This window comes from Sediminicola sp. YIK13 (genome assembly GCF_001430825.1).
In the GTDB taxonomy this organism is placed as follows: Bacteria; Bacteroidota; Bacteroidia; order Flavobacteriales; family Flavobacteriaceae; genus Sediminicola.
The window spans coordinates 3,501,209-3,523,598 of the sequence record NZ_CP010535.1 but is presented as its reverse complement, the minus strand read 5'-3'; the positions used below and the strand labels follow the sequence as shown (position 1 = coordinate 3,523,598).

The following is a 22,390-nucleotide window of genomic DNA, read 5'->3' as shown; positions in this document are numbered from 1 at the left end:
TAAATAATCTAATACAAAATTATGAAAAATTTACCACAATCTACGTACAGTTCTGCATTGCAGACGGTAAGAAACCTAAAAGAAAAGTATGGTAATACTTGGAATACGATAAGTAGCGAATACGCAGCTAGAATGGTTATTCAGAATCGTTTTAAAACAGGATTGGATATCGCAAAATATACAGCAGCCATTATGAGGAAAGATATGGCAGCGTATGATACAGATTCATCACAATACACGCAATCCTTAGGATGTTGGCATGGTTTTGTGGCACAGCAGAAAATGATAGCTGTTAAAAAGCATCACAAAACCACCAGCAAAAAATACTTGTATCTTTCTGGTTGGATGGTGGCCGCATTGCGTTCAGAATTTGGACCATTACCAGATCAGTCTATGCATGAAAAAACTGCCGTTTCCGGACTCATATCAGAAATTTATGATTTTTTACGTCAGGCTGATGCCATTGAGCTGAATGATTTATTCAGAAAACTTGAAAAAGGAGAAGACGTACAAGATCAAATAGATAATTATGAAACACATGTTGTTCCTATTATTGCAGATATCGATGCCGGTTTTGGTAATGAAGAAGCTACCTATTTATTGGCAAAAAAAATGATTCAGGCTGGCGCATGTGCCATTCAAATTGAAAATCAGGTTTCTGATGCCAAACAGTGCGGTCATCAAGATGGCAAAGTTACTGTGCCCCACGAAGATTTTATTGCCAAACTAAATGCAATTAGATATGCTTTCTTAGAGTTAGGCGTAGACGACGGTATCATAGTGGCAAGAACAGATTCTGAAGGTGCAAGTTTAACCCAAAAGTTGCCGGTTAGTAAAGAACCTGGAGATTTAGCTTCTAAATATTTAGCCTTTGTTGAAGCAGAAGAAATAGCTATTTATGATGCTGATGAAGATGATGTTCTTCTAAAAAGGGATGGGAAATTAGTACGTCCGATAAGACTGCCAAACGGATTGTATAAATTTAAAGATGGTTCCAATATTGATAGGGTCGTTTTGGATTGTATTACCAGTCTTCAAAATGGAGCAGATCTTTTATGGATTGAAACACCAACTCCAAACGTAAAGCAAATAGCACATATGGTAAACAGAATAAAAGAAGTTATTCCTAATGCCAAATTGGTTTATAATAACTCCCCATCTTTTAACTGGACATTGAACTTTCGTAATCAAGCTTATGAAGAAATGCTTGCCGAAGGAGAAAACATGACAGCTTACGATAGAAATAATTTAATGGCTGCGGAATACGACAATACAGAATTATGCTTTCGTGCAGACAAAATGATTCGCACCTTTCAAATAGATGCTGCAAGGTATGCTGGTGTATTCCATCACTTAATTACATTACCAACATATCATACTACCGCACTCCATATGAATGATTTAACTAAAGGTTATTTTGGTGAAGAAGGCATGTTGGCTTATGTTAAAAGTGTTCAACGGCAAGAAATCAGAAAAGGGGTTTCTTGTGTGAAACACCAAAGAATGGCAGGCTCAAATCTTGGAGATGACCATAAAACATTTTTTGCAGGGGACAAGGCTTTAAAAGCTGAAGGTGAAAAAAATACCTCCAATCAATTCGAAGTAATGTCCGAATCTATTAAGGCGGTAAAGCGAGAACCTGTTCTGGATAAATAATTCTTCTTCTAATTTTTATTTGTTGAAAAGGGCAACTTGTAAGATTGTTGCCCTTTTAAATATCATATTTAAACATTAATTGCAACTATGTTTACAACGGCAGACCTTTGGGATGAGCATAGCGAACTATTGCATTGCGTTGCTCCTATTTTTCGATCATATGGAACCAAAAAAGCCTTTTCTGGCGAAATAACAACACTTAAATTATTTGAAGACAACTCGCTGGTAAGAAAACAATTAGAATCTAGCGGAAAAGGGAAAGTACTTGTAATAGATGGTGGCGCCTCTTTGCGTTGCGCTTTAGTAGGCGATCAATTAGCCGAACTGGCAATAAAAAATAATTGGAATGGCATTATCATAAATGGAAGTATTCGCGATAGTCTGATAATTAATTCTATGAATTTAGGCATTAGGGCACTAAATACTTCTCCTGTAAAAAGTATTAAGCGCAATAGTGGTGAGATAGATATTCCAATTGAATTCGGCGGTGTCACCTTTAGCTCAGGACACTACATCTATGTGGATACGGATGGAATTCTTATAAGCAAAGAAAATTTATTAAAATAAAATAGCTCTAATACCCATGGTCCGTAATACGTCCATACAAAGTATGAAAAAGGAAATTGGATAATTAAAGGATTGTAGATCAGTCCATGCCAATCAAAAGAGAATCATGACAACAATTACTATTGAAGGTCCTAGGATATCCCTACAGATGTGGGTTAGGCTCCCTACTGCTATTTAAGGCTATTTTAGGAGTGTTCCTTTCATAGACCTCTTTAACAATCTTATGCAGGTCTGGTATAACTACCCTTGCCAGTTTTGAATTACTGTTCAAAAGAACACAGATCCCTAAATCGGCTTCGGGAAAGACCGCAATTTCATTTCTATAATTATTAACACTTCCCCCGTGGTGCCATATAGTTTTTTCTTGGCTGGAATCGTCCTCCCTATATTTGTGGATTCTCCAACCGAAACCGTAATAGGAATTTAAATGTCCGGGCCAACGTTGGTAATACTTACTATGTCCCTTTATTTCTACGAAGGGGTTAAAAGCTTCCGCTAGAGCGTCCTTGCCCATTAATTCTGGATTATGACCTAGTAAAAACCGCATCCATCTGCCCATATCATGGGCATTGGCATTTATCCCTCCTGCCGCGATAGCATTGTAATAATTGTCATTGAGTCGCAATGTTCTCCAACTGTTTCGTCTTTGTGAATGTGGCATGGCAACATTTTCTGTATGCTCCAAAGTTTCATAATCCATAGTGGTAGAGCACATTCCCAAAGGCGTAAAGAATCTGTTGTCCAAGGATGTGGAAATCTCTTGCCCCGTGGCCTTGGACATGATTTCGCCGCAAAGGGCAAACATGGCATTCTGATAGCTATACATGAGCCCTGGTTGACTTATGGGCTTAACGGCCTTGAAACGTCCTGCAATTTCCTTTAATGAAAGTCCGGCCTCTACAAGATTGGTGTAACTGTGGTACGGAGTACCTGAAGTGTGTGACAATATATTGGCCAAAGTGATTTTATCTGTATTCTTTCTGTCTCCCAATTGAAATTCCGGTAGGTAGTCACTCACCTTATCTTTCCAATCCAATTTGCCTTCATGCTTTAAATTGGCCGCCAATATTCCCGCAAATCCTTTGGAAAGGGAACCCAGTCTAAATACGGTTTCCCCGTCAACACCAGCATTTTGATTTATGTTTCTTTTGCCGAAACCATCTGAAATAACAATGGAATCTTGCATGACTATGCTCACCCCGGCTCCCACAATATCCCCAGAAGCGATCGCTTTATCAAAATAGGCCTTTACAGCATTCTTCAATTCTTGTTGATGCACGTTATAAAGTTCGCGCTCTTTCTGACTGATTAAATTCTCAATAGGCTTGGAAGTTGCGGCAACCTTGTCATTCGCTATATTGGAGCTATCTTTAAAAAGATAAAAGGCCAAAACAACTAGTGTAAGAATTAGAAGTGTAGGTCCTACTAAAATCTTGAATCTCCGCATGGGGTAAAAATTTAATGCATTCGGTTAATAAAACGTGAATATAGGATTATATACCATATTAAACGTTGAAATACATGATTTTAGTACAATTTTATTACGTATTATATCCTTCAAAAAAATAATGAAGACTATTTATAATGATACTACCTATTGCCCCATTCCTTCCGGTTTTCATCACAATACCAATCCACTAAATACGAATTTTTAAAAGGCAGGAACGTCCGTTTTAGATACTGCGAGCGGTAGCTTAAGTTATAAAAAAGGTGGTCAGAGGTACATTTAATAATTCTGTATCTTTAGTCAAAACGATTCCAAATGAACAAACGTGATTTTATAAAAAACATGTCTTTGGCCGTTATGGGGGCCCCATTTTATGGAAGCGCTATGGCATCTTCTCTTGAGAGCATAGCAAAAATACCAACAGATATTTTAGCCCATAATGAAGATTTTTGGTTAAAGGTGCGGCAGGATTACAAATTAAAACCGGAGTATATCAATCTGGAAAGTGGGTATTACAACATTATCCCCACCCCTACGCTCAATGCCCTTCACAAAAACATAGACATGGTGAATTACGAAGGATCCTACTATATGCGAACGGTGCAATGGGAAAACAAAAAACGGATGTCAGACAAACTGGCCCATATCATTGGATCTACCTCAAAGAATGTCATCATCACAAGAAATACAACGGAATCCTTGGATATGATCATTAGCGGAATGAATTGGGTAGCTGGTGATGAAGCTGTATATGCCATTCAGGATTATGGGGCTATGAAGCTGATGTTTGAACAAGTCGCAGATCGATATGGCATCATAAACAAAGAAATTTCAGTACCCAATCATCCAAAATCCGACGAGGAAATTGTAGCGGTTTACGAGGAGGCAATTACCGATAGGACAAAATTGCTGATGGTATGTCATATGATCAACATTACGGGACAAATATTGCCGATAAAAAAGATTTGTCAAATGGCGCACAGCAAAGGTGTTAAGGTAATGGTTGATGGGGCGCATTGTGTGGGTCATATCGAATTTGATATCAATGACCTGGAATGTGATTTCTATGGTTCCAGTTTGCACAAATGGCTGGCAGTTCCTCTTGGTACAGGTTTATTGTATGTAGCCGATAAACATATAGATACCATATGGCCAATTTTTGCTGAAGACAAGAGGGAGCCTGGTGATATTTCACGATTGAACCATACGGGAACAATACCTGTATATCACGATTTGACCATAGAAAGTGCCATAGATTATTACAATATGTTGGGTGGGGCCAGGAAAGAAGCACGAATGCGGTATTTACAGGAGTATTGGACCCAAAAAGTGAGAAACCACAAAGGAATAGTAGTGAATACACCTGCAGATTCCCAAAGGGCATGCGGGATTGCCAATGTTGGTATTGAAGGAATGGAACCTGAAATCATGGCAAAAAGACTCCTCGAAGACTATCACATTTTTACGGTGGCCATTAAATATGCCAATGTTCACGGCTGTAGAATTACGCCAAATGTTTTTACAACAACTGAGGAACTGGATGTATTTGTAAAGGCCCTAAAGGAAATGGCCGCATAATCTTTAATGCATTTGCTGTTTTCCCCACGTATCTAAATCCCTCAAAATGGATTCCAATGATTTTCCGGTTGCGGTCAATTCATATTCCACCTTGGGGGGCACCACAGGGTACACCTTTCTGCTTACAAGTTGATCGCGCTCCAATTCCCTAACGGTCTGGGTAAACATCTTGTTCGATATTCCAGGAATCGTTTTTTGCAAAACCCCTGATCTCAATGGTCCGTTTAGTAAATGAAACAATAGCAGGGGTTTCCATTTATTTCCAATTAGATCCATCGTTAAATGTAACGGACAATCATATTCTTTCTTCAATTTCATGTCTATATATAACTCAATATCATTATTTTACTCTTTTTAGTAGATATATTACTTTTTGGTAAGTTATTGCCATTAATACAAATATAATCTAAATTTGCTGTATCATTTAAATTGAACACTATGAAATTGAACACTAATTATCCGAGGTCCTTTTCCCATATCGGGATTACGGTTCCCAATATCAAAAAAGCTGTAAAATTTTATTCGGAAGTCATGGGCTGGTACATCATTATGGAACCTTCTACGGTCAAAAAAGAAAGGGATACCGCAATCGGTCAAATGTGTATTGACGTTTTTGGCGAAGATTGGACCGAATTTGAAATCGCGCACCTTTCCACCTCGGATGGCATTGGCATAGAATTGTTTTCCTTCCCGCACGGAATTAAGGAGGCCCCTGAATTTAGTCCGTTTAATACTGGGCTTTTCCATTTCTGTATCCAAGATCCGGAGATTGAAAATTTAGTGGAGAAGATAGTTGCTGCCGGAGGTAAGCAAAGAATGCCGATCAGGGAGTACTATCCAAATGACAAGCCCTACAAAATGTGTTATGTGGAAGATCCTTTCGGAATCGTTTTTGAAGTGTACACCCATAGCTATGAGCTCACCTATTCCTCTGGGGCTTATGCCAAGTAAAAATAAATATCCCATACATTTTCAAATTGCCCAAGCTTCAACGCCTGGGCTTTTTGCATTTATCTACTGTTTGTGTCTCTTGGAAGAGTATGATGAGTCGCCAAAAATGATCAATTAGGGATAAAGCCTTACAAATGATAAAAACAGAACCAATCCTTGCTGTGAAAGATGTGAATAAAAGTTCCTCCTGGTATCAAAAACTGCTCAATTGCAAAGGTATACATTGGGGTACTTCTTTTGAAATTCTGACGGATATGGATGGAAATCAGATTCTTTCCTTGCACAAATGGGATGAACACGGCCATCCTACCCTTACCAACCCAAAAATCAAACCAGGTCATGGGCTTATATTGTACTTTCGAGTGGATAATTTGGATTGGTTCTGGCAAAATGCAAAAGACCTGAACGCCTTTATAGAAGAGGAGCCACATTTGAATAAAAATTCAGGACGGATGGAATTTTCACTTCGCGATTTGGATGATTATTATGTTTCTATTTGCGCTGAGGTTACAGATTGAAAATGAATGTCTATTTTCAATAAACCTTGTTTTTGTGTCTTATTCTGGCATGATTAGTGCAATCAAATTACTTAAGAACCAACCTCTATATAGGTATGAAAAATCTACTACTATCACTATTTTTAGTCAGTTACCTTTCCTTATCTGCCCAAACGGAATCGTATGCAGGAACTTATGGTATCTCACCAGAAAATGAAACCGGACATGTCTTGAAATGGACCCTATCCCTGAAAGCGGATGGTACTTTTTTATACAATTTCTACCGCAAGCTCAATTGCAATTCTTGTACTCAGGAAAACTTCTATGGCAAAGGAACATGGAAAGCTGAAAAAAATCTAATCTCTTTTTCTACTGATGAAAAGGATGATATAGATGACGTGCATACCATGAATTTCAACAATACCAAAGCAAGGATCAATCGCAAATCCCCTAGAGACATATCCAACAGAACCACTAAAGAATCTATTATTTTTTATAGCTCTGAACTTTTCACGATCAAGGGCTTGGAACTTTTTAAAATGTAATGGGATTCATATCTTCCAGGTACCCTATTTAAATTTTTGAATAAACCCTATAACAAATGATGATCAGAAAGGCCACATCTAATGATGCAGAGTCCATCGCCACACTTTTCATGTTGGTATTGGAAAATATGGTCTATAAATTCATTGGTGAAACAGACTACCATAAGGCAAAAGAATTTTTAACCTACTTTCTGCAGAAGGAGCATAACCAATACTCCTTCCAAAACTGTTACCTAGCAGAAATTGAGGATGAAATAATTGGGGTGGTCAATCTTTATGATGGGGCGGAATTACTAGAGCTAAGAAAGCCTATTTTAGATCATATTGCCCAAAACTATGCTGCCGACCTGCATATTGAAGACGAAACACAAGCTGGCGAATATTACATTGACACTATAGCGGTATGCAGCAGTGAGCAGGGAAAAGGCATAGGCTCTAAATTGTTGAATCACCTAATAGAGGAATATGTGTTTCAGCAGCAACAGACCTTAGGTTTATTGGTAGATGAAAACAATCCCAAGGCCAAAAAGCTGTATCTGAAAATGGGGTTTGAGTGCGTGGGCACCAAGAGACTACTTGGTCATCATTTGGATCATCTGCAAATTAAAAAGGAGCAAGCTATTGTAAACCCTTAAGAACAATATCAGCTTTTCACTATCTTAATACATCTAAACTCTTATGATTCAAACCACTAGGGCAAACCATAAGAATTAAGTGCTTTAAGCAAGTATGAAAACAAGAACAAAAATCATCCTTTTGGGAGTTGCCACTTGTACCCTCCTTTATGCGCAATGCAGCACGGACACCTACATGGGACGTTGGCTCAAATGGCGGGCATCGGATATTTTGGACCATGAAAAGTTTCCACATAATGATTTTGCCCCTTCTAAATCACCGTTTTATTTCCTTGTGACGCCCCAATCAAATTTCGGTTCGATAATGGTCACTGCAAAAGAATCCAATAAAGAGCCATTGGAAGTGGTTATTAAAAATAGTGGAACCACAGCTTTTCTTTTTATTCGAAACGATAGCCTGCTCTATGAAACTTACAACAATGGTTACGACCGCGCCTCCATAAACACCTCCTTCTCCACGGCCAAATCCATAACCTCCCTGCTCATTGGCAAAGCCATTGATGATGGGTACATTAAATCTGAAGGAGATAAGGTGACCACCTATTTACCAGAATTAAGACAGATAGACCCACAATACGATCAACTTCGTATTGATCATGTGCTGGATATGCGAAGCGGGATACAATTCAAAGACCATGATTTGCCCTGGGGAGATAAGCCCAAGGCCTATTACAAACCAAAACTGCGGAAAAGGATAATGGAACTGCCCATAACCTTTCCTCCCGATATTCGCTTCCAATACAATTCTTACAATCCCATACTTTTGGGAATGATCTTGGAAAAAGCTAGGGGTCTCTCCCCTGCCGCCTATTTTGAAGAGGCAATCTGGAATCATATGGGAATGGAATATGCCGGATCTTGGAGTATGGACAGTGATGCATCTGGGATGACCAAAATGGAGAGCGGCCTTAATCTGAGGGCCATCGACTTTGCAAAATTCGGTCGCCTTGTTCTTCAAACGGGACAATGGAACAACGAGCAATTGATTTCCCAAGATTGGATCAACAAAAGCATAACCATAGATCCAAATCACAAACTGGATGAATTTGGCAAGGAACTCTATTACGAAAATTGTTGGTGGCTTTACAGCAAAAACGGCAAGACTCCCTATATAATTTCAGCTTCAGGCCATTTGGGACAGTTTCTGTATATCTTCCCTGAAAAGAATATTATTATCGTCCGAATGGGCAAAAAACAAGGCAATGTAGACTCATGGACCACAATATTTAAAGAACTGAGTGGCTATTGATCCTAATCGGAAAGTATCCAACAGAAATTGTTTATGATTTCCTTAGTGTTCTATTTTATTGATTTTATTATCTTCAACACCAAGAATTTTTGAGGTCCATTACCTAACAAAACAACTACCAATGAAGCAGTTTTACCAATCCGTATTTTTAGTCCTATTCTTATTTTCATTTCTTACAGCTTTTGCCCAGCGCAAGGTTAAAAGCACTACAGAACCAGACACTTCCATTCCTAAAGATTTTTACGAACAATTGGAATGGCGCAATATTGGTCCCTATCGCGGTGGCCGATCTCTGGGAGCTGCGGGAAGCCCTGGAAGACCCTATGAATATTATTTTGGGGCTACCGGAGGTGGTTTGTGGAAAACCGTGGACGGAGGCACCGAATGGTTCCCGGTCACAGACGGTCAAGTGACCAGTTCTTCCGTAGGGGCCGTGGCAGTCGCGGAAACCAATCCGGATATCGTTTACATCGGTATGGGCGAAGTACAATTAAGGGGCAGTATCACCCAAGGGGATGGGGTATATAAAACCACCGATGGGGGAAAAACATGGCGACATATGGGATTGAAGGAAACGCAAGCCGTAGCCCGAATCCGCATTCACCCAACGAATCCCAATATTGTATATGTAGCAGCATTGGGACACCCATATGGAGACAATGAAGAACGTGGTGTTTTCAAGAGTATAGATGGAGGAATCACATGGAAAAAAGTACTCTATGTAGGTCCCAAGGCAGGGGCTGTGGACCTCATCTTGGATAGAAACAACCCAAAAACCATGTACGCAAGTACCTGGGAGGTACAACGCAAAGCTTGGAAAATGTGGGGCGGTGGTCCCGATTGTAAACTGTGGAAGTCAATAGACGGTGGTGACACCTGGACCGATTTATCTAAAAATCCAGGAATGCCCGAAGGACCTCTGGGAAAAATTGGGGTTACCGTTTCCCCTGCCGATTCCAATAGGGTTTGGGCCATAGTGGAAGCCAATGAAGGAGGTGTTTTTCGTTCCGATGATGCAGGAAAGACTTGGGAACGCACCAATGATGAACGGAAATTACGCCAAAGGGCTTTTTACTATTCCAGAATTTATGCCGATCCGTGGGACAAGGAAACGGTATATGGATTAAACACAGGTTTATACAAATCGACCGACGGTGGAAAAACTTTTGATAAGACCATAGCGGTTCCCCATGGCGATAATCACGATCTATGGATAGATCCCAATAACCCAGATCGTATGATCAATGCTAATGATGGTGGTGGCAACGTCACGATCAATGGCGGTAAAACATGGACGGAACAAGATTATATCACCACCCAATTGTACCACGTAATGACCACGAGCGATGTACCCTATCATGTGGCCGGGGCGCAGCAGGACAATAGTACCGTTGCCGTCCCTAGTGATGGATGGGAACATATGATGGCCAGAGGACCCAACCACGGTTGGTATTACGCCGTTGGTGGAGGCGAAAGTGGATGGATCACCCAACACCCGAGCAAGCCCGATATTTTCTACGCAGGGAGTCAGGGTGCATTACTCACCCGTTACGATCGAAGCAATGGACAGTCTAGGGACATACAAGTATACCCAAGATTCTTTTCAGGAGAACCTGCCAGTGCCCTTCCAGAAAGATGGCAATGGACCTTCCCCATAATGTTTGCCCCACAGGATGATACGGTGATGTATACCTGTTCCCAACATATTTGGAAAACAACAAATGATGGTCAAACTTGGGAAAAAATAAGTCCAGATTTGACCTATGCGGACCCTTCAACCCTTGGAAAAACTGGCGGCGTGATCACGATGGATATGAACGGACCTGAAATATATGCTACGGTTTTTGCCCTGGCACCTTCCAACCATGATATCAATACCATTTGGGCGGGCTCCGACGACGGAAAAATTCACATTACCAGGGACGGTGGTAAAAACTGGATGGATATCACCCCTAAAGACCTACCAAAATTTTCGAGGGTGAGTATTATTGATGAGTCTGTTCATCGCCCGGGGACCTTATTTGTAGCCGCTAACCGCTATCAAGTAGATGATAGGCAACCCTATGTTTTCAAGACACATGACTACGGAAAAACATGGACCAAAATCACCAACGGAATTGCTGATGGTCATTTTGCACGTGCCGTGAGGGAAGATCCCAAGAGGGAAGGATTATTGTTTTTAGCTACGGAACACGGGGTATATTTCTCTTTGAACGATGGTGCGTTATGGCAGAGTCTGCAATTGAAATTACCGGACACTCCCATCCGCGATCTGGTCATCAAAGACAATGACGTAGTTTTGGGCTCCCACGGCCGTGGGTTCTGGATTTTGGACAATATTCAGCCCCTGCGCCAGTACAATGATAAAATGAAGGCACAACCAGCTGTGCTTTTTCAACCTGCGGATGCCATTCGTGGTGTTTATGACGCCCAAGTCCAATATTACCTAAAATCTGAAACGGATACCATTACCATTGACATTTTAGATGCCAATGATCAACTCATTTCTTCTTTTACGGGCAGCAAGCCAAAGTATGAAGTAGATCCTAATATTCCCTGGTGGGAACGAGGGGGATCATCAAAACCCACAACAGCAAAGGGCCTCAACACATTTACATGGGATCTACGTTACCCGGGCGCGACCACTTTTGATGGAATGATCATATGGAGTGCCAGACCGCAGCGAGGACCCAAAGCTCCTTTGGGAAAATATAAGGTACGTATGAAAGTGGGAAATGTAGAACAGACAATGGAATTTGACATAAAGATGGACCCTAATTTAAAAGGTATTGCGGCTGCTGACCTACAGGAGCAATTTGAGCTGGCCACAAAAATCAAGAATAAGACCAGTGCGGCAAATGAAGCTGTTATTAAAATACGAAACCTCAGAAAACAACTTAACACCTATAAAGATGAATTAAAATCTTCTGAATTCAACAACGCCATAACTCCTTTAGCATCTAAAATGGCACAAATAGAAGAAGAGCTTTATCAGGTGAAAAACCAATCCGGTCAAGATCCGCTGAATTTTCCAATTAAACTGAACAACAGATTGGCCTCCTTACGAAGAAGTCTGGAAGATGGGGATGCCAAACCCACAGATGGGGCATACCTTGTTTACAAAGAATTGTCTGCTGAATTGGATGGCTTATTGAATGATCTTGAACAGACGCTACAGCTTCATTTAACGAAGGTGAACAGTATTTTAAAAAGTGAAGGTAAAACCGAATTAAAATAGGAATAAAAAATTTAAAATTAGCAATATCAAACCTCATCGCAAGGGCTACAATATAATGCCCAAGGAATTGAAATTGCAATAGAAGTCACACATTAATGACACAAAAAATATATCAGGTAGACGCCTTCACGGACAAGGTATTTTCGGGAAACCCTGCGGCAGTTTGTCCTTTGGACCATTGGTTGGAGGACGAATTGTTACAAAAAATTGCCCAGGAGAACAACCTTGCTGAAACAGCATTTTATGTAAAGGATAAGGATCAATATCAGCTGCGGTGGTTTACGCCCAAGGTAGAGGTAGATCTCTGCGGCCATGCCACCTTGGCTTCAGCCTTTGTCCTATTCCATCACGAAGGACATAAGGGCGATATTATTCACTTCCATTCTCCCAGAAGTGGTAGGTTGACGGTGGTTAGGCAATCTCAATTATTGACCTTGGACTTTCCTACGGATACTGTGGAGGAGATTGCATTAACTTCAGAAATATTGGATAGTTTTAATTTAGCGCCAATTTCTGCCTATAAAGGTAAAACAGATTACCTGTTGGTCTATCATTCGGAAAGCGACCTGATGTCCCTGAAACCAAATTTGGAGGCCATAGCAGCATTGCCAGGTAGAGGGGTTATTGTTACCGCAAAGGGTGAACATGTAGATTTTGTATCTCGGTTCTTTGCCCCACAATCCGGGATCGATGAGGACCCGGTAACGGGCTCTGCACATACCACCCTAACGCCATATTGGTCCAAAGTATTGGACAAAAAGGATATGACCGCAATTCAACTTTCCGATCGCAAAGGATATTTAAAGTGCACCTACTTAAAAGAAAGGGTCGAGATCAGCGGGCAATGTGTCCTTTATATGACAGGTAACATAAATATAAACTAACAGTTGACCTTCAATACTTTAAAGTATTATATTTATAAATAACCAAAACTATAAAAAACATGCACAAACTATCAGCAGCTCTAATCGCGCTTCTATTTTTTATAAGCTGTGGCACTAAAAAAGAGGAACAAAAAGACTTAGCGCAATCGGAAGAAAAATGGTGGAAAGAAGCTATCATCTATCAGATCTACCCGCGAAGCTTTAAAGATTCTGATGGCGATGGCATTGGTGATCTAAAAGGAATTATCCAAGAATTGGATTATATCAAGGACTTAGGGGTTACTGCAGTTTGGCTAAACCCTATTTACAGCTCTCCAAATGATGACAACGGTTATGATGTTAGTGATTACCGCAACATTATGTCCGATTTTGGTACTATGGAAGATTTTGACAGACTCATGAAAGGCATGCACGAGAGAGGTATAAAACTAATCATGGATGTGGTAGTAAACCACAGTAGTGATGAACACGAATGGTTCCAACAATCAAGAAGTTCCAGAGATAACCCATATAGGGACTATTACCATTGGTGGCCGGCAGAAAAAGGCAAGCCCAATTACAGATATAGCCTCTTTGATGAAAAAGGGGATGCCTGGAAATATGATTCCATTACAGACGCTTATTACCTGCATTATTTCTCCCAAAAACAACCCGATCTAAACTGGGAAAATCCCAAGGTACGCCAAGAAGTTTACGATATTATGACGTTTTGGGCCGAGAAAGGCGTTGATGGTTTTCGACTGGATGCTTTTCAATTTGCTGCCAAGGATACCACGTTCCCAGCATTCCCAGATGACCTTCAAACAAACTTTATACAATATTACGCCATGCAGGGCAACCTTCATGAGTATCTAAAGGAGATGCATGAACAGGTTTTTAGCAAATACGATGTAATGAGTGTAGCCGAAGGGGCAGGAAGAAATTTTGAAGATGCCCATAATTTGGTCGATGCAGATCGTAACGAATTGAATATGGCCTATGCCTTTGAAGGGGTGGATATTGCCAAACGTGAAGGTTATAGCCTTACCCATTTTAAAGAAGTATTTTCCCGGTGGGACAAGGAATTTGCTGAAAAAGGTTGGTTGTCCATATATCTTGCCAATCATGACCAAGCCAGAATGGTTAGCAGGTTTGGGAACGACAGTCCTGCATTTAGGAGACCCTCTGCTAAAATGCTGAATACCTTTATCCTCAGCATGCGCGGTACCCCCTATTGTTATTTTGGGGATGAGCTGGGCATGACCAATAGTAATTTCGAAACCATTGAAGAATACCAGGATATTGCTGCCATTAATGGTTATAAAAAGGTAGTAAACGAAGGTGGCGATATAATGGAATATATGCAGAATCTAAAATTTGGGTCCAGAGATTATGGTAGGACCCCCATGCAATGGGACAATTCCACGAATGCCAATTTTGCTACGGGAACCCCTTGGCTTCCTGTAAATGAGAATTACAAGACCATTAATGTTGAGTCAGAAAAGAAAGATCCCAACTCTGTCCTAAATCATTTTAGGCGCATGGTGGAACTACGCAAGAATAACCCAGTCTTGGTATACGGGGCCTATACCCTGCTACAACCTGAGCATCAGGAAATATATGCGTACACCAGGTCGTGGAAGGGAGAAAAAATGTTGGTTGTTCTTAATTTCTCAGAAAAGAATTCCAGCATCACCCTCAAGGAAGCTAAATCTATAAAGGAAGAGGTCATCAATAACCTTCAGTCTCCCGACATCAAAAATGGAACTATACACCTTCTTCCCTATCAGGCCGTCATTTTTTCAATACAATAACCCAACCGAATTAAAATGGGGTCCTGGGGCCCCATTTTTTTTTAGTTATGGTATCGCTCTCTATCCACTTTTAGGCAAAACAAACCACAAGTGTTGGTACATACCTGCCTACGCCTCTTATTTTTCCACTATTTTTGCAGGGAAATTTTCACATCTTATTACGTTCCATTATTAAATCATAGAGCATTTGAAAGACCTACTTCTTATAACCCCACCTTTTACCCAGCTGAATACGCCCTATCCGGCAACGGCCTATTTAAAAGGATTTCTGAACACCAAAAATATCGGTGCCTTTCAGATGGATTTGGGGATAGAGGTATTATTGACACTATTTTCCCAAAAAGGGCTACAGGATATCTTTGAACTTGCAAAAGCCAATAAATCCATCAACAGTCCCAATAGTCAACGGATATATGCCCTAAAAGAGGAGTACCTGCAAACCATAGAACCAATCGTTTCCTTCCTGCAGGGGAACAATGCCACTTTTGGCAGACAGATCTGTACCCCATATTTTTTACCCCAAGCTTCCAGGTTCGAACAACTCGATGATATGGACTGGGCTTTTGGCTCTATGGGCGTCCAGGACAAGGCCAAACATTTGGCCACGCTTTATTTGGAAGATATTTCCGATTTTATCGTTGAATGTCTGGATGAAAATTTCGGATTCAGCAGGTATGCGGAACGTTTGGGAAGAAGCGCCAATTCCTTTGACGAACTCTATGACCACCTCCAAAAAGAGCCCACACATATTGACCAGATCACCTTAAAAATCTTAGTAGAGCGCATTAAAACTCTAAAACCAAGACTCGTTTGTTTTTCGGTGCCATTTCCTGGGAATTTATATAGTGCCTTCAGGTGTGCACAGTTTATACAACACAAGTTCCCAAAAATAAAAACAGCCATGGGTGGAGGCTTCCCCAACACGGAGCTTCGATCTGTCTCCGATACACGGGTATTTGACTTCTTTGATTATATCACCCTTGATGACGGCGAGCTTCCGATTGAGCTCTTGGCTTCCCATTGTTTAGATCCAGAAGCCAAGGATAGTACCGCCATTTTAAAGAGGACCTTTTTAAAAAAGGATGGATCTATATTTTACAACAACCTTTCCCCAAAGGCTGATTACAAGCAAAGTGATGTAGGGACTCCCGATTATTCGGACCTACTTCTGGACAAATATATTTCCGTAATAGAAATTGCCAATCCCATGCACAGCCTCTGGAGTGATGGCCGCTGGAACAAACTGACTATGGCGCATGGTTGCTATTGGGGGAAATGTACTTTTTGTGATATCTCCCTGGATTATATAAAAATATATGAGCCCATTGCCGCCAAACTTTTGGTGGACCGTATGGAACAACTCCTTGAACAAACAGGGGAAAGTGGATTTCATTTTGTGGACGAGGCTGCTCCACCTGCCCTAATGCGGGCCCTTGCTCTGGAAATAATCAAGCGAAAGTTAACGGTGACCTGGTGGACAAATATCAGGTTCGAGAAAAATTTTGGCAAAGACCTTTGTATTCTTCTCAAGGCTTCCGGATGCATTGCGGTTTCCGGCGGATTGGAAGTAGCCTCGGACCGCTTGTTGAAATTGATCCAAAAAGGGGTTACCGTGGAACAGGTCGCCCAAGTGACCCGTAACTTCACGGAATCGGGCATCATGGTCCACTGCTATTTGATGTACGGTTACCCTACCCAAACCGTACAAGAAACTGTGGATAGTCTTGAAATGGTACGACAGATGTTTGAACTGGGAGTTCTTCAATCGGGATTCTGGCACCAATTCGCCCTAACGGCACATAGCCCGGTTGGGTTAAATCCGACAGATTACCATATTATTCCGGATTATCAACCCATAACCTTTGCCAATAATGACATTCAGTTTACAGATACCACCGGGATAGACCATGATCAGTTTAGCTATGGCCTCAAAAAATCCCTTTTTAATTTTATGCATGGGATAGGGTTTGATTTCCCACTGCAACAATGGTTCGATTTTAAGATTCCCAAAACTACCATAGAAAAAAATTATATCGCCCATGCCCTGGAAGCCCAGCCCCAATTTTCAGTGCGGCCAAATGCAAAAATCATATGGCTTGGCGGAACGCCATTGTCAGTAGTTAGCAGCAAATCCAAAAAGGGACGGACTTGGGAGCTTTTAAAACTTTCGTTTCACGGGAAAATGGAAAGTAGGGAGATAACGGTTTCCAAAGAACATGGGGAATGGCTGTTGGGGGCTTTGGAAAAGATATCCGTCAACACCGCAAACACGCTCACCTTTGGTCAACTCAAAACCGATTTTGAGACCAATTTTGAGGATTTTGAATTGTTTTGGTTCTCCAAACCAATTCTTACACTAAGGTCACAGGGCTTACTGACCCTTTAGACTCAAGTAGAAATTTCAATAAACAACTTCCATAGTACAAAGCAAGCATTGATTTACATCAATGCTTGCTGTTCTATTGAACTACCAAATAACTTGAAAGCGCTCTCCTAAGCAGTTGCCGCTTCCCCCCTAATACTTGGCTCCAGTCTGTTCTTGTTTTTTCGTAACCAAGCTTCAAATGACAATAACTCTGGATTCAGTTCCTTGGCCAATTTTAGATCACGGGCTCTACAAAAATCTGTTTCGAACTCCTGATTGAATTGGAACATATTCCCCAGATCATCTGCCCCTGGAAATTCTAATTTTCGATAGGTTTCAACCGGCACATCGGAATATCCGATTTCCGTTCCAAAAACATTGGAAAAAGCAGTTGCCATTTCCTTCACAGTAAGCTGATCTCCGCATATCCCGACAGTTTTTTCCTGATACTTTTTACCTGCCTTAAAGATGCCATAGGCACACTTGCCAATATCATCAACGGCAATACCGGGAAGCTTTTTATTGCCCATTGGCAAAGCGATGGATAGTTTTCCATTCTTATCTTTTTGGGGACCCATTCCAAAATTTATGAAATTTTCCCAATAGAAGGAGGTCAATAAAAAGGTATAGGGAACCCCACTTTTTTCGAAATATGAATTAGATGCCCCTTTGGCATCAAAATGAGGCACCTTGTAATTGCCCATTAGTGTGGGCATGCGCTTGTCACTCAAAGGAATCCACTTACGGGTATCCTCCAATGTAGACCAAACCACATGCTGTACCCCAGCCTCTTTGGCGGCCTCTGCCATATTTTTCGCTTGAGCCATCTCTTTTTCCGGTGACATATGTTCCCAGAAATTCGTGACACAATAAACGCCATGCGCCCCCTTGAAAGCTGATACCAAGCTTGACTTATTGTCCAAATCTGCCTGTACCATTTGAGCGCCCAACTTGCTCAATTCCTTTGCTTTGGCAGAAGTTATGTCCCGGCTTATGCCCCGTACTTCAAATTCTTTTGATCCGTCATTCAAAATTGCCAGGACCAGGCCTCCACCCTGAGCCCCTGTGGCTCCTACTACAGCAATAATTTTCCTATTTTCCATAATACGCTATATTTAAAATTATCCGTAAATACTACACATCGGGTATGATGATGCCTTAAATCTCATCTTCTAACCGTAAAATGATGGTACGCCAAACTTTTAAAAGAATAAAAGGGTATCGGATAGAAAAACCCATTCGCTACGAGTTAGACGTTACCACCTAAAGCTCAAAATCTAATGTGGGGGAGGGTGTATAGGATATTGTTCAATGATGAAACCCCATCTTTGGAGCATATTAAATTGAACAGTATCTGCTAATTTAATAGATATCTTAAATGGCGGGAATCATTTTCCATAAACTAGGAATTATCGCCTTATAGTTCTTCAGCATTCCAATAGAGATCGGTTTTTTCAGCTGCTTGAAAATCCAATTGTTGTTCCCTATTGATATCTATTAAACTTACATAAAATTACTAATTATTCAGATTCAACTTTCTAAACAATGAGTTAACTTTTGACTAAAATTAAATATTTCAGCATAATTTTTTTCGATACAATAACTTACAAACAACTTATAATCAGTATTTTAAAAACAGTATCTTGTATTTTCCTGATGGATAACAATATGCCCTACTTGAAATTTTATGTCCAAAAATCAGTCAAGCCAACATAAAATGCCAACAGCATTATGGAATAACCTATGAATTCAAAAAAAGGCTTTTTAATTGGTGTTGTCTTTTGAAAAGTATTGATTCCTAAACTAAAAAGATAGCCGAACATCCCTATGCTATAGCGAATGTCCTTTTTAACCTACCTTTGCCTTATTATTTAAGACCATTGTCCATATGTCATTTAAAGATTTAAAGCTGAACAGACCCATTTTACGCGCCATTGCTGAAATGAATTACGATGAACCAACTCCTGTACAGGAGATGACCATCCCGTTAGTTTTGGAAAAAAAAGATATTATTGTCTCAGCGCAAACAGGAACGGGTAAAACCGCTGCCTTTGCCCTCCCAATTTTACAGCAATTATTTGACAGGCAAGATGCCACTAACCAGGCGAAGACAGTAAAAGCATTGATCATAAGCCCAACAAGGGAATTGGCCATACAGATAGCCGATAACTGTAAAGCTTATGCACAATACACCAACCTTACCACTGCCCTTGTTTTTGGAGGCACCTCTGTGGAACCACAAATTGAAAGTCTTAAAAAGGGTGTCGATATCCTTGTAGCCACACCTGGTCGTTTATTGGACCTTCACAAACAAGATGTAGTTAATTTGGACTATGTAGAGACCTTGGTCCTGGATGAGGCAGATTTAATGTTGGATATGGGCTTTATTGATGATGTGAAGAAAATAGAACGCCTTTGTCCCAAGGACAAACAAGTGATGCTTTTTTCTGCTACCATGCCCTATAAGGTAACGCAATTGGCCAGTACCATTTTAAAGGACCCTGAAACGGTAAAAGCTGCCCCAATTTCCTCGGCCGCGGATAACGTACAACAACTATTGTATTATGTTCCTAAACCAAAGAAAATTGAATTGTGCCTGCACCTTTTAAGAAATACAATAAAAGGGAATATCATCATTTTTAGACGCACCAAATACGGGGTGGATAAGTTGGAACAGACCCTGATCCGTAATAATTATAAGGCAGAAAGCCTGCATGGCGACAAATCACAGAGTGAACGCCAACAAGCATACAATAACTTTAAGAACAAGGAGGCTTCTATTTTAATTGCCACCGATGTTGCCGCCCGAGGTCTGGATATTGACCAATTGGATGCAGTCATTAACTTTGATCTGCCCAATGTTCCGGAAACATATGTACACCGAATTGGAAGGACAGGTAGGGCCGGAAATTCCGGTAAATCCTATTCTTTCTGTTCCGCGGATGAAAAGCCTTACTTAGCCAGTATCCAAAAAATGCTGTTCACAAAACTGGAAGTGGAAGAAAATCATCCGTATCCTTTAGATCCCCAGGCAAAACCAATAGTACACAAGAAAAAGGGGAGCAAACACAAAAAGGGAAGAAAATCAGAAGCGTCCAAAAAGAACAAAAAACGTTGGTATAAATAAATCTAGACTTTTAGAATATCACTCCCAACGATATATAAGCATCTTCCTTTCCTTACTTTTTACAGATCAAGGGCTTTCTTAAGTACCATAACAATTCATTATCTTTGTGAAAACTTAGGTAGTTACCACATATGGACAAAAAAATCATTGCCCCTTCCCTATTGGCAGCAGATTTCGCCAATCTTCAAAGAGATATAGAAATGGTTAACAAGAGTGAGGCCGATTGGTTTCACATCGATGTAATGGACGGAGTATTTGTGCCCAATATCTCATTTGGGATGCCCGTTTTGAAAGCTATTAACAAACATGCCGACAAAACCATAGATGTACATCTTATGATTGTGGATCCCGATCGCTACATAAAGGATTTTGCGGAATTGGGTGCCAATAATCTAACCGTGCATTATGAAGCTTGTACACATTTACATAGGACGCTACAGGCTATAAAAGCTGAGGGGATGACCGCAGGAGTTGCCCTTAACCCACATACAAGTATCCATTTATTGGAAGATACCATCAATGATATCGACCTCGTATGTGTGATGAGCGTTAACCCGGGATATGGAGGTCAGTCCTTTATTGAAAACACCTATGACAAGGTCAAGTCCCTAAAGGAACTGATCAATAGAAAAAAGGCACATACCCTTATAGAAATAGATGGGGGCGTAAATGCAGAGAATGCTAAAGATTTGATAGAGGCTGGAGCAGATGTGCTAGTAGCGGGTAGTTTTGTGTTCAATTCGAGCAACCCTACCCAAACCATAAAAGAGTTAAAAGAAATTGTTGGATAATAATGAAGCAGATTGATGTTATAATTGTTGGAGGAGGCCCTATAGGCATTGCCTGTGGCCTTGAAGCCGAGAAAAAAGGATTGGAGTATTTGATCATCGAAAAAGGATGTATCGTGAACTCCCTATACAATTATCCCATGACCATGCAGTTCTTTTCATCCTCCGAAAAATTAGAGATCGATGAGATTCCATTTATCAGCAAGGAAGCCAAGCCCAAAAGGGATGAGGCACTTGAATATTACAGAAGGATCGTAACGAATAATAAATTAAAAATCAACCTATTTGAAAAAGTAGAACACATCTCTAAAGATCAGGATTCCTTTACCCTAATCTCAAATAAGACAACATATAAGGCCGGATCTGTGGTGATCGCAACAGGTTTCTATGACATCCCCAATTATATGAACGTTCCCGGGGAGGATTTGGATAAAGTATCCCATTACTACAAGGAGCCCCATTTCTATGCCAGTCAAAAATTGGCGGTCATTGGGGCAAGCAATTCCGCAGTGGATGCCGCTTTGGAATGTTATAGAAAAGGTGCCGAGGTAACTTTGATCATCAGAGGTGAAGAAGTGGGACAACGGGTGAAATATTGGGTCCGTCCGGATATTATCAACAGAATTAATGAAGGGAGTATAAAGGCTTACTTTAATGCCAACGTTACTGAAATAACAGAAGACAGCATTGTAATTGATACTCCTGAAGGTGCCAAAAGCATAGAGAATGATTATGTCCTTGCTCTAACAGGATATAAGCCCAATTTCAGCTTTCTGGAAAAATTGGGCATCCAACTTTCGGATGACAACAAGAGATTACCGAGTTATAATGAAGATACCATGGAGACCAATGTGGAAGGCCTCTATTTAGCCGGGGTTATTTGTGGCGGGATGGAAACGCATAAATGGTTTATAGAAAATTCAAGGATCCATGCCAAGATCATTATCAATTCCATTCTAGGCAAAAAAGTAGCTGTGGAATAAATTCAGTGGACATAACATATTAGAAATAATAAAAAACACGGGCCCAAAGCCCGTGTTTTTTATTACAAAATTACCTTACCAACAAAA

General features: G+C 40.6%; 18 protein-coding genes. 15 read left to right on the top strand and 3 right to left on the bottom strand.

What is annotated here, in order from left to right; all coding sequences use genetic code 11:
- Positions 1-21: 21 nt before the first annotated feature.
- Together SB49_RS15565 and rraA are read left to right on the top strand one after the other, a co-directional pair.
- Positions 22-1,656, top strand: coding sequence for an isocitrate lyase (locus SB49_RS15565; protein WP_062058560.1), 1,635 nt, complete (start codon positions 22-24; stop codon positions 1,654-1,656).
- Between the two features lie 87 nt (positions 1,657-1,743).
- Positions 1,744-2,223 (top strand): ribonuclease E activity regulator RraA, encoded by a 480-nt coding sequence (rraA, locus tag SB49_RS15560; RefSeq protein WP_062058557.1) that lies wholly within the window; start codon positions 1,744-1,746, stop codon positions 2,221-2,223.
- A gap of 142 nt (positions 2,224-2,365) precedes the next feature.
- On the opposite strand, the gene SB49_RS15555 is transcribed toward rraA, so the two are convergent.
- Positions 2,366-3,670, bottom strand: a complete 1,305-nt coding sequence (locus SB49_RS15555) for a serine hydrolase domain-containing protein (RefSeq protein WP_062058553.1) — start codon at positions 3,668-3,670, stop codon at positions 2,366-2,368.
- A 315-nt stretch (positions 3,671-3,985) separates the two neighbouring features.
- On the opposite strand from SB49_RS15555, the gene SB49_RS15550 reads away from it, so the two are divergent.
- On the top strand, positions 3,986-5,248 hold the full coding sequence (locus tag SB49_RS15550; RefSeq protein WP_062058550.1) for an aminotransferase class V-fold PLP-dependent enzyme: 1,263 nt from the start codon (positions 3,986-3,988) through the stop codon (positions 5,246-5,248).
- A 3-nt stretch (positions 5,249-5,251) separates the two neighbouring features.
- On the opposite strand, the gene SB49_RS15545 is transcribed toward SB49_RS15550, so the two are convergent.
- The gene (locus SB49_RS15545) at positions 5,252-5,566 is read right to left on the bottom strand and encodes a winged helix-turn-helix transcriptional regulator (protein ID WP_062058547.1); all 315 of its coding nucleotides are present in this window, start codon (positions 5,564-5,566) and stop codon (positions 5,252-5,254) included.
- Positions 5,567-5,686: 120 nt separating this feature from the next.
- On the opposite strand from SB49_RS15545, the gene SB49_RS15540 reads away from it, so the two are divergent.
- From SB49_RS15540 to SB49_RS15500, 9 genes are all read left to right on the top strand, one after another.
- The gene (locus tag SB49_RS15540) at positions 5,687-6,199 is read left to right on the top strand and encodes a lactoylglutathione lyase family protein (protein WP_062058545.1); all 513 of its coding nucleotides are present in this window, start codon (positions 5,687-5,689) and stop codon (positions 6,197-6,199) included.
- Between the two features lie 134 nt (positions 6,200-6,333).
- Positions 6,334-6,717: a VOC family protein gene (locus SB49_RS15535; RefSeq protein ID WP_062058542.1), complete on the top strand. Its 384-nt coding sequence runs from the start codon at positions 6,334-6,336 to the stop codon at positions 6,715-6,717.
- Between the two features lie 95 nt (positions 6,718-6,812).
- Positions 6,813-7,241 carry a hypothetical protein gene (locus SB49_RS15530; RefSeq protein ID WP_062058539.1) on the top strand — a complete coding sequence of 143 codons (429 nt, stop codon included), beginning with the start codon at positions 6,813-6,815 and terminating at the stop codon, positions 7,239-7,241.
- 56 nt (positions 7,242-7,297) lie between these two features.
- Positions 7,298-7,876 carry a GNAT family N-acetyltransferase gene (locus tag SB49_RS15525; RefSeq protein WP_062058538.1) on the top strand — a complete coding sequence of 193 codons (579 nt, stop codon included), beginning with the start codon at positions 7,298-7,300 and terminating at the stop codon, positions 7,874-7,876.
- A 94-nt stretch (positions 7,877-7,970) separates the two neighbouring features.
- Entirely contained in the window at positions 7,971-9,125 is a 1,155-nt protein-coding gene (locus SB49_RS15520; protein WP_062058535.1) for a serine hydrolase domain-containing protein, read from the top strand.
- A 121-nt stretch (positions 9,126-9,246) separates the two neighbouring features.
- Positions 9,247-12,363, top strand: coding sequence for a hypothetical protein (locus tag SB49_RS15515; RefSeq protein ID WP_062058532.1), 3,117 nt, complete (start codon positions 9,247-9,249; stop codon positions 12,361-12,363).
- A 95-nt stretch (positions 12,364-12,458) separates the two neighbouring features.
- A complete protein-coding gene (locus SB49_RS15510; RefSeq protein WP_062058528.1) occupies positions 12,459-13,247 on the top strand; it encodes a PhzF family phenazine biosynthesis protein in 789 nt (262 codons plus the stop codon).
- Positions 13,248-13,306: 59 nt separating this feature from the next.
- A complete protein-coding gene (locus SB49_RS15505) occupies positions 13,307-15,040 on the top strand; it encodes a glycoside hydrolase family 13 protein (RefSeq protein WP_062058525.1) in 1,734 nt (577 codons plus the stop codon).
- Positions 15,041-15,227: 187 nt separating this feature from the next.
- Complete coding sequence (locus SB49_RS15500; RefSeq protein ID WP_062058522.1) at positions 15,228-17,426, top strand: B12-binding domain-containing radical SAM protein; 2,199 nt, start codon at positions 15,228-15,230, stop codon at positions 17,424-17,426.
- Positions 17,427-17,533: 107 nt separating this feature from the next.
- Here the strand turns inward: SB49_RS15500 and SB49_RS15495 are convergent, their stop codons facing one another.
- Entirely contained in the window at positions 17,534-18,508 is a 975-nt protein-coding gene (locus tag SB49_RS15495) for an NmrA/HSCARG family protein (protein WP_062058519.1), read from the bottom strand.
- Between the two features lie 785 nt (positions 18,509-19,293).
- On the opposite strand from SB49_RS15495, the gene SB49_RS15490 reads away from it, so the two are divergent.
- The 3 genes from SB49_RS15490 (at position 19,294) to SB49_RS15480 (ending at position 22,303) form a co-directional block, all read left to right on the top strand.
- Entirely contained in the window at positions 19,294-20,532 is a 1,239-nt protein-coding gene (locus tag SB49_RS15490) for a DEAD/DEAH box helicase (protein WP_062058517.1), read from the top strand.
- Positions 20,533-20,663: 131 nt separating this feature from the next.
- Positions 20,664-21,323 (top strand): ribulose-phosphate 3-epimerase, encoded by a 660-nt coding sequence (gene rpe / locus SB49_RS15485; protein ID WP_062058514.1) that lies wholly within the window; start codon positions 20,664-20,666, stop codon positions 21,321-21,323.
- Positions 21,324-21,325: 2 nt separating this feature from the next.
- Positions 21,326-22,303, top strand: coding sequence for a YpdA family putative bacillithiol disulfide reductase (locus tag SB49_RS15480; protein ID WP_062058511.1), 978 nt, complete (start codon positions 21,326-21,328; stop codon positions 22,301-22,303).
- Positions 22,304-22,390 lie beyond the last annotated feature (87 nt).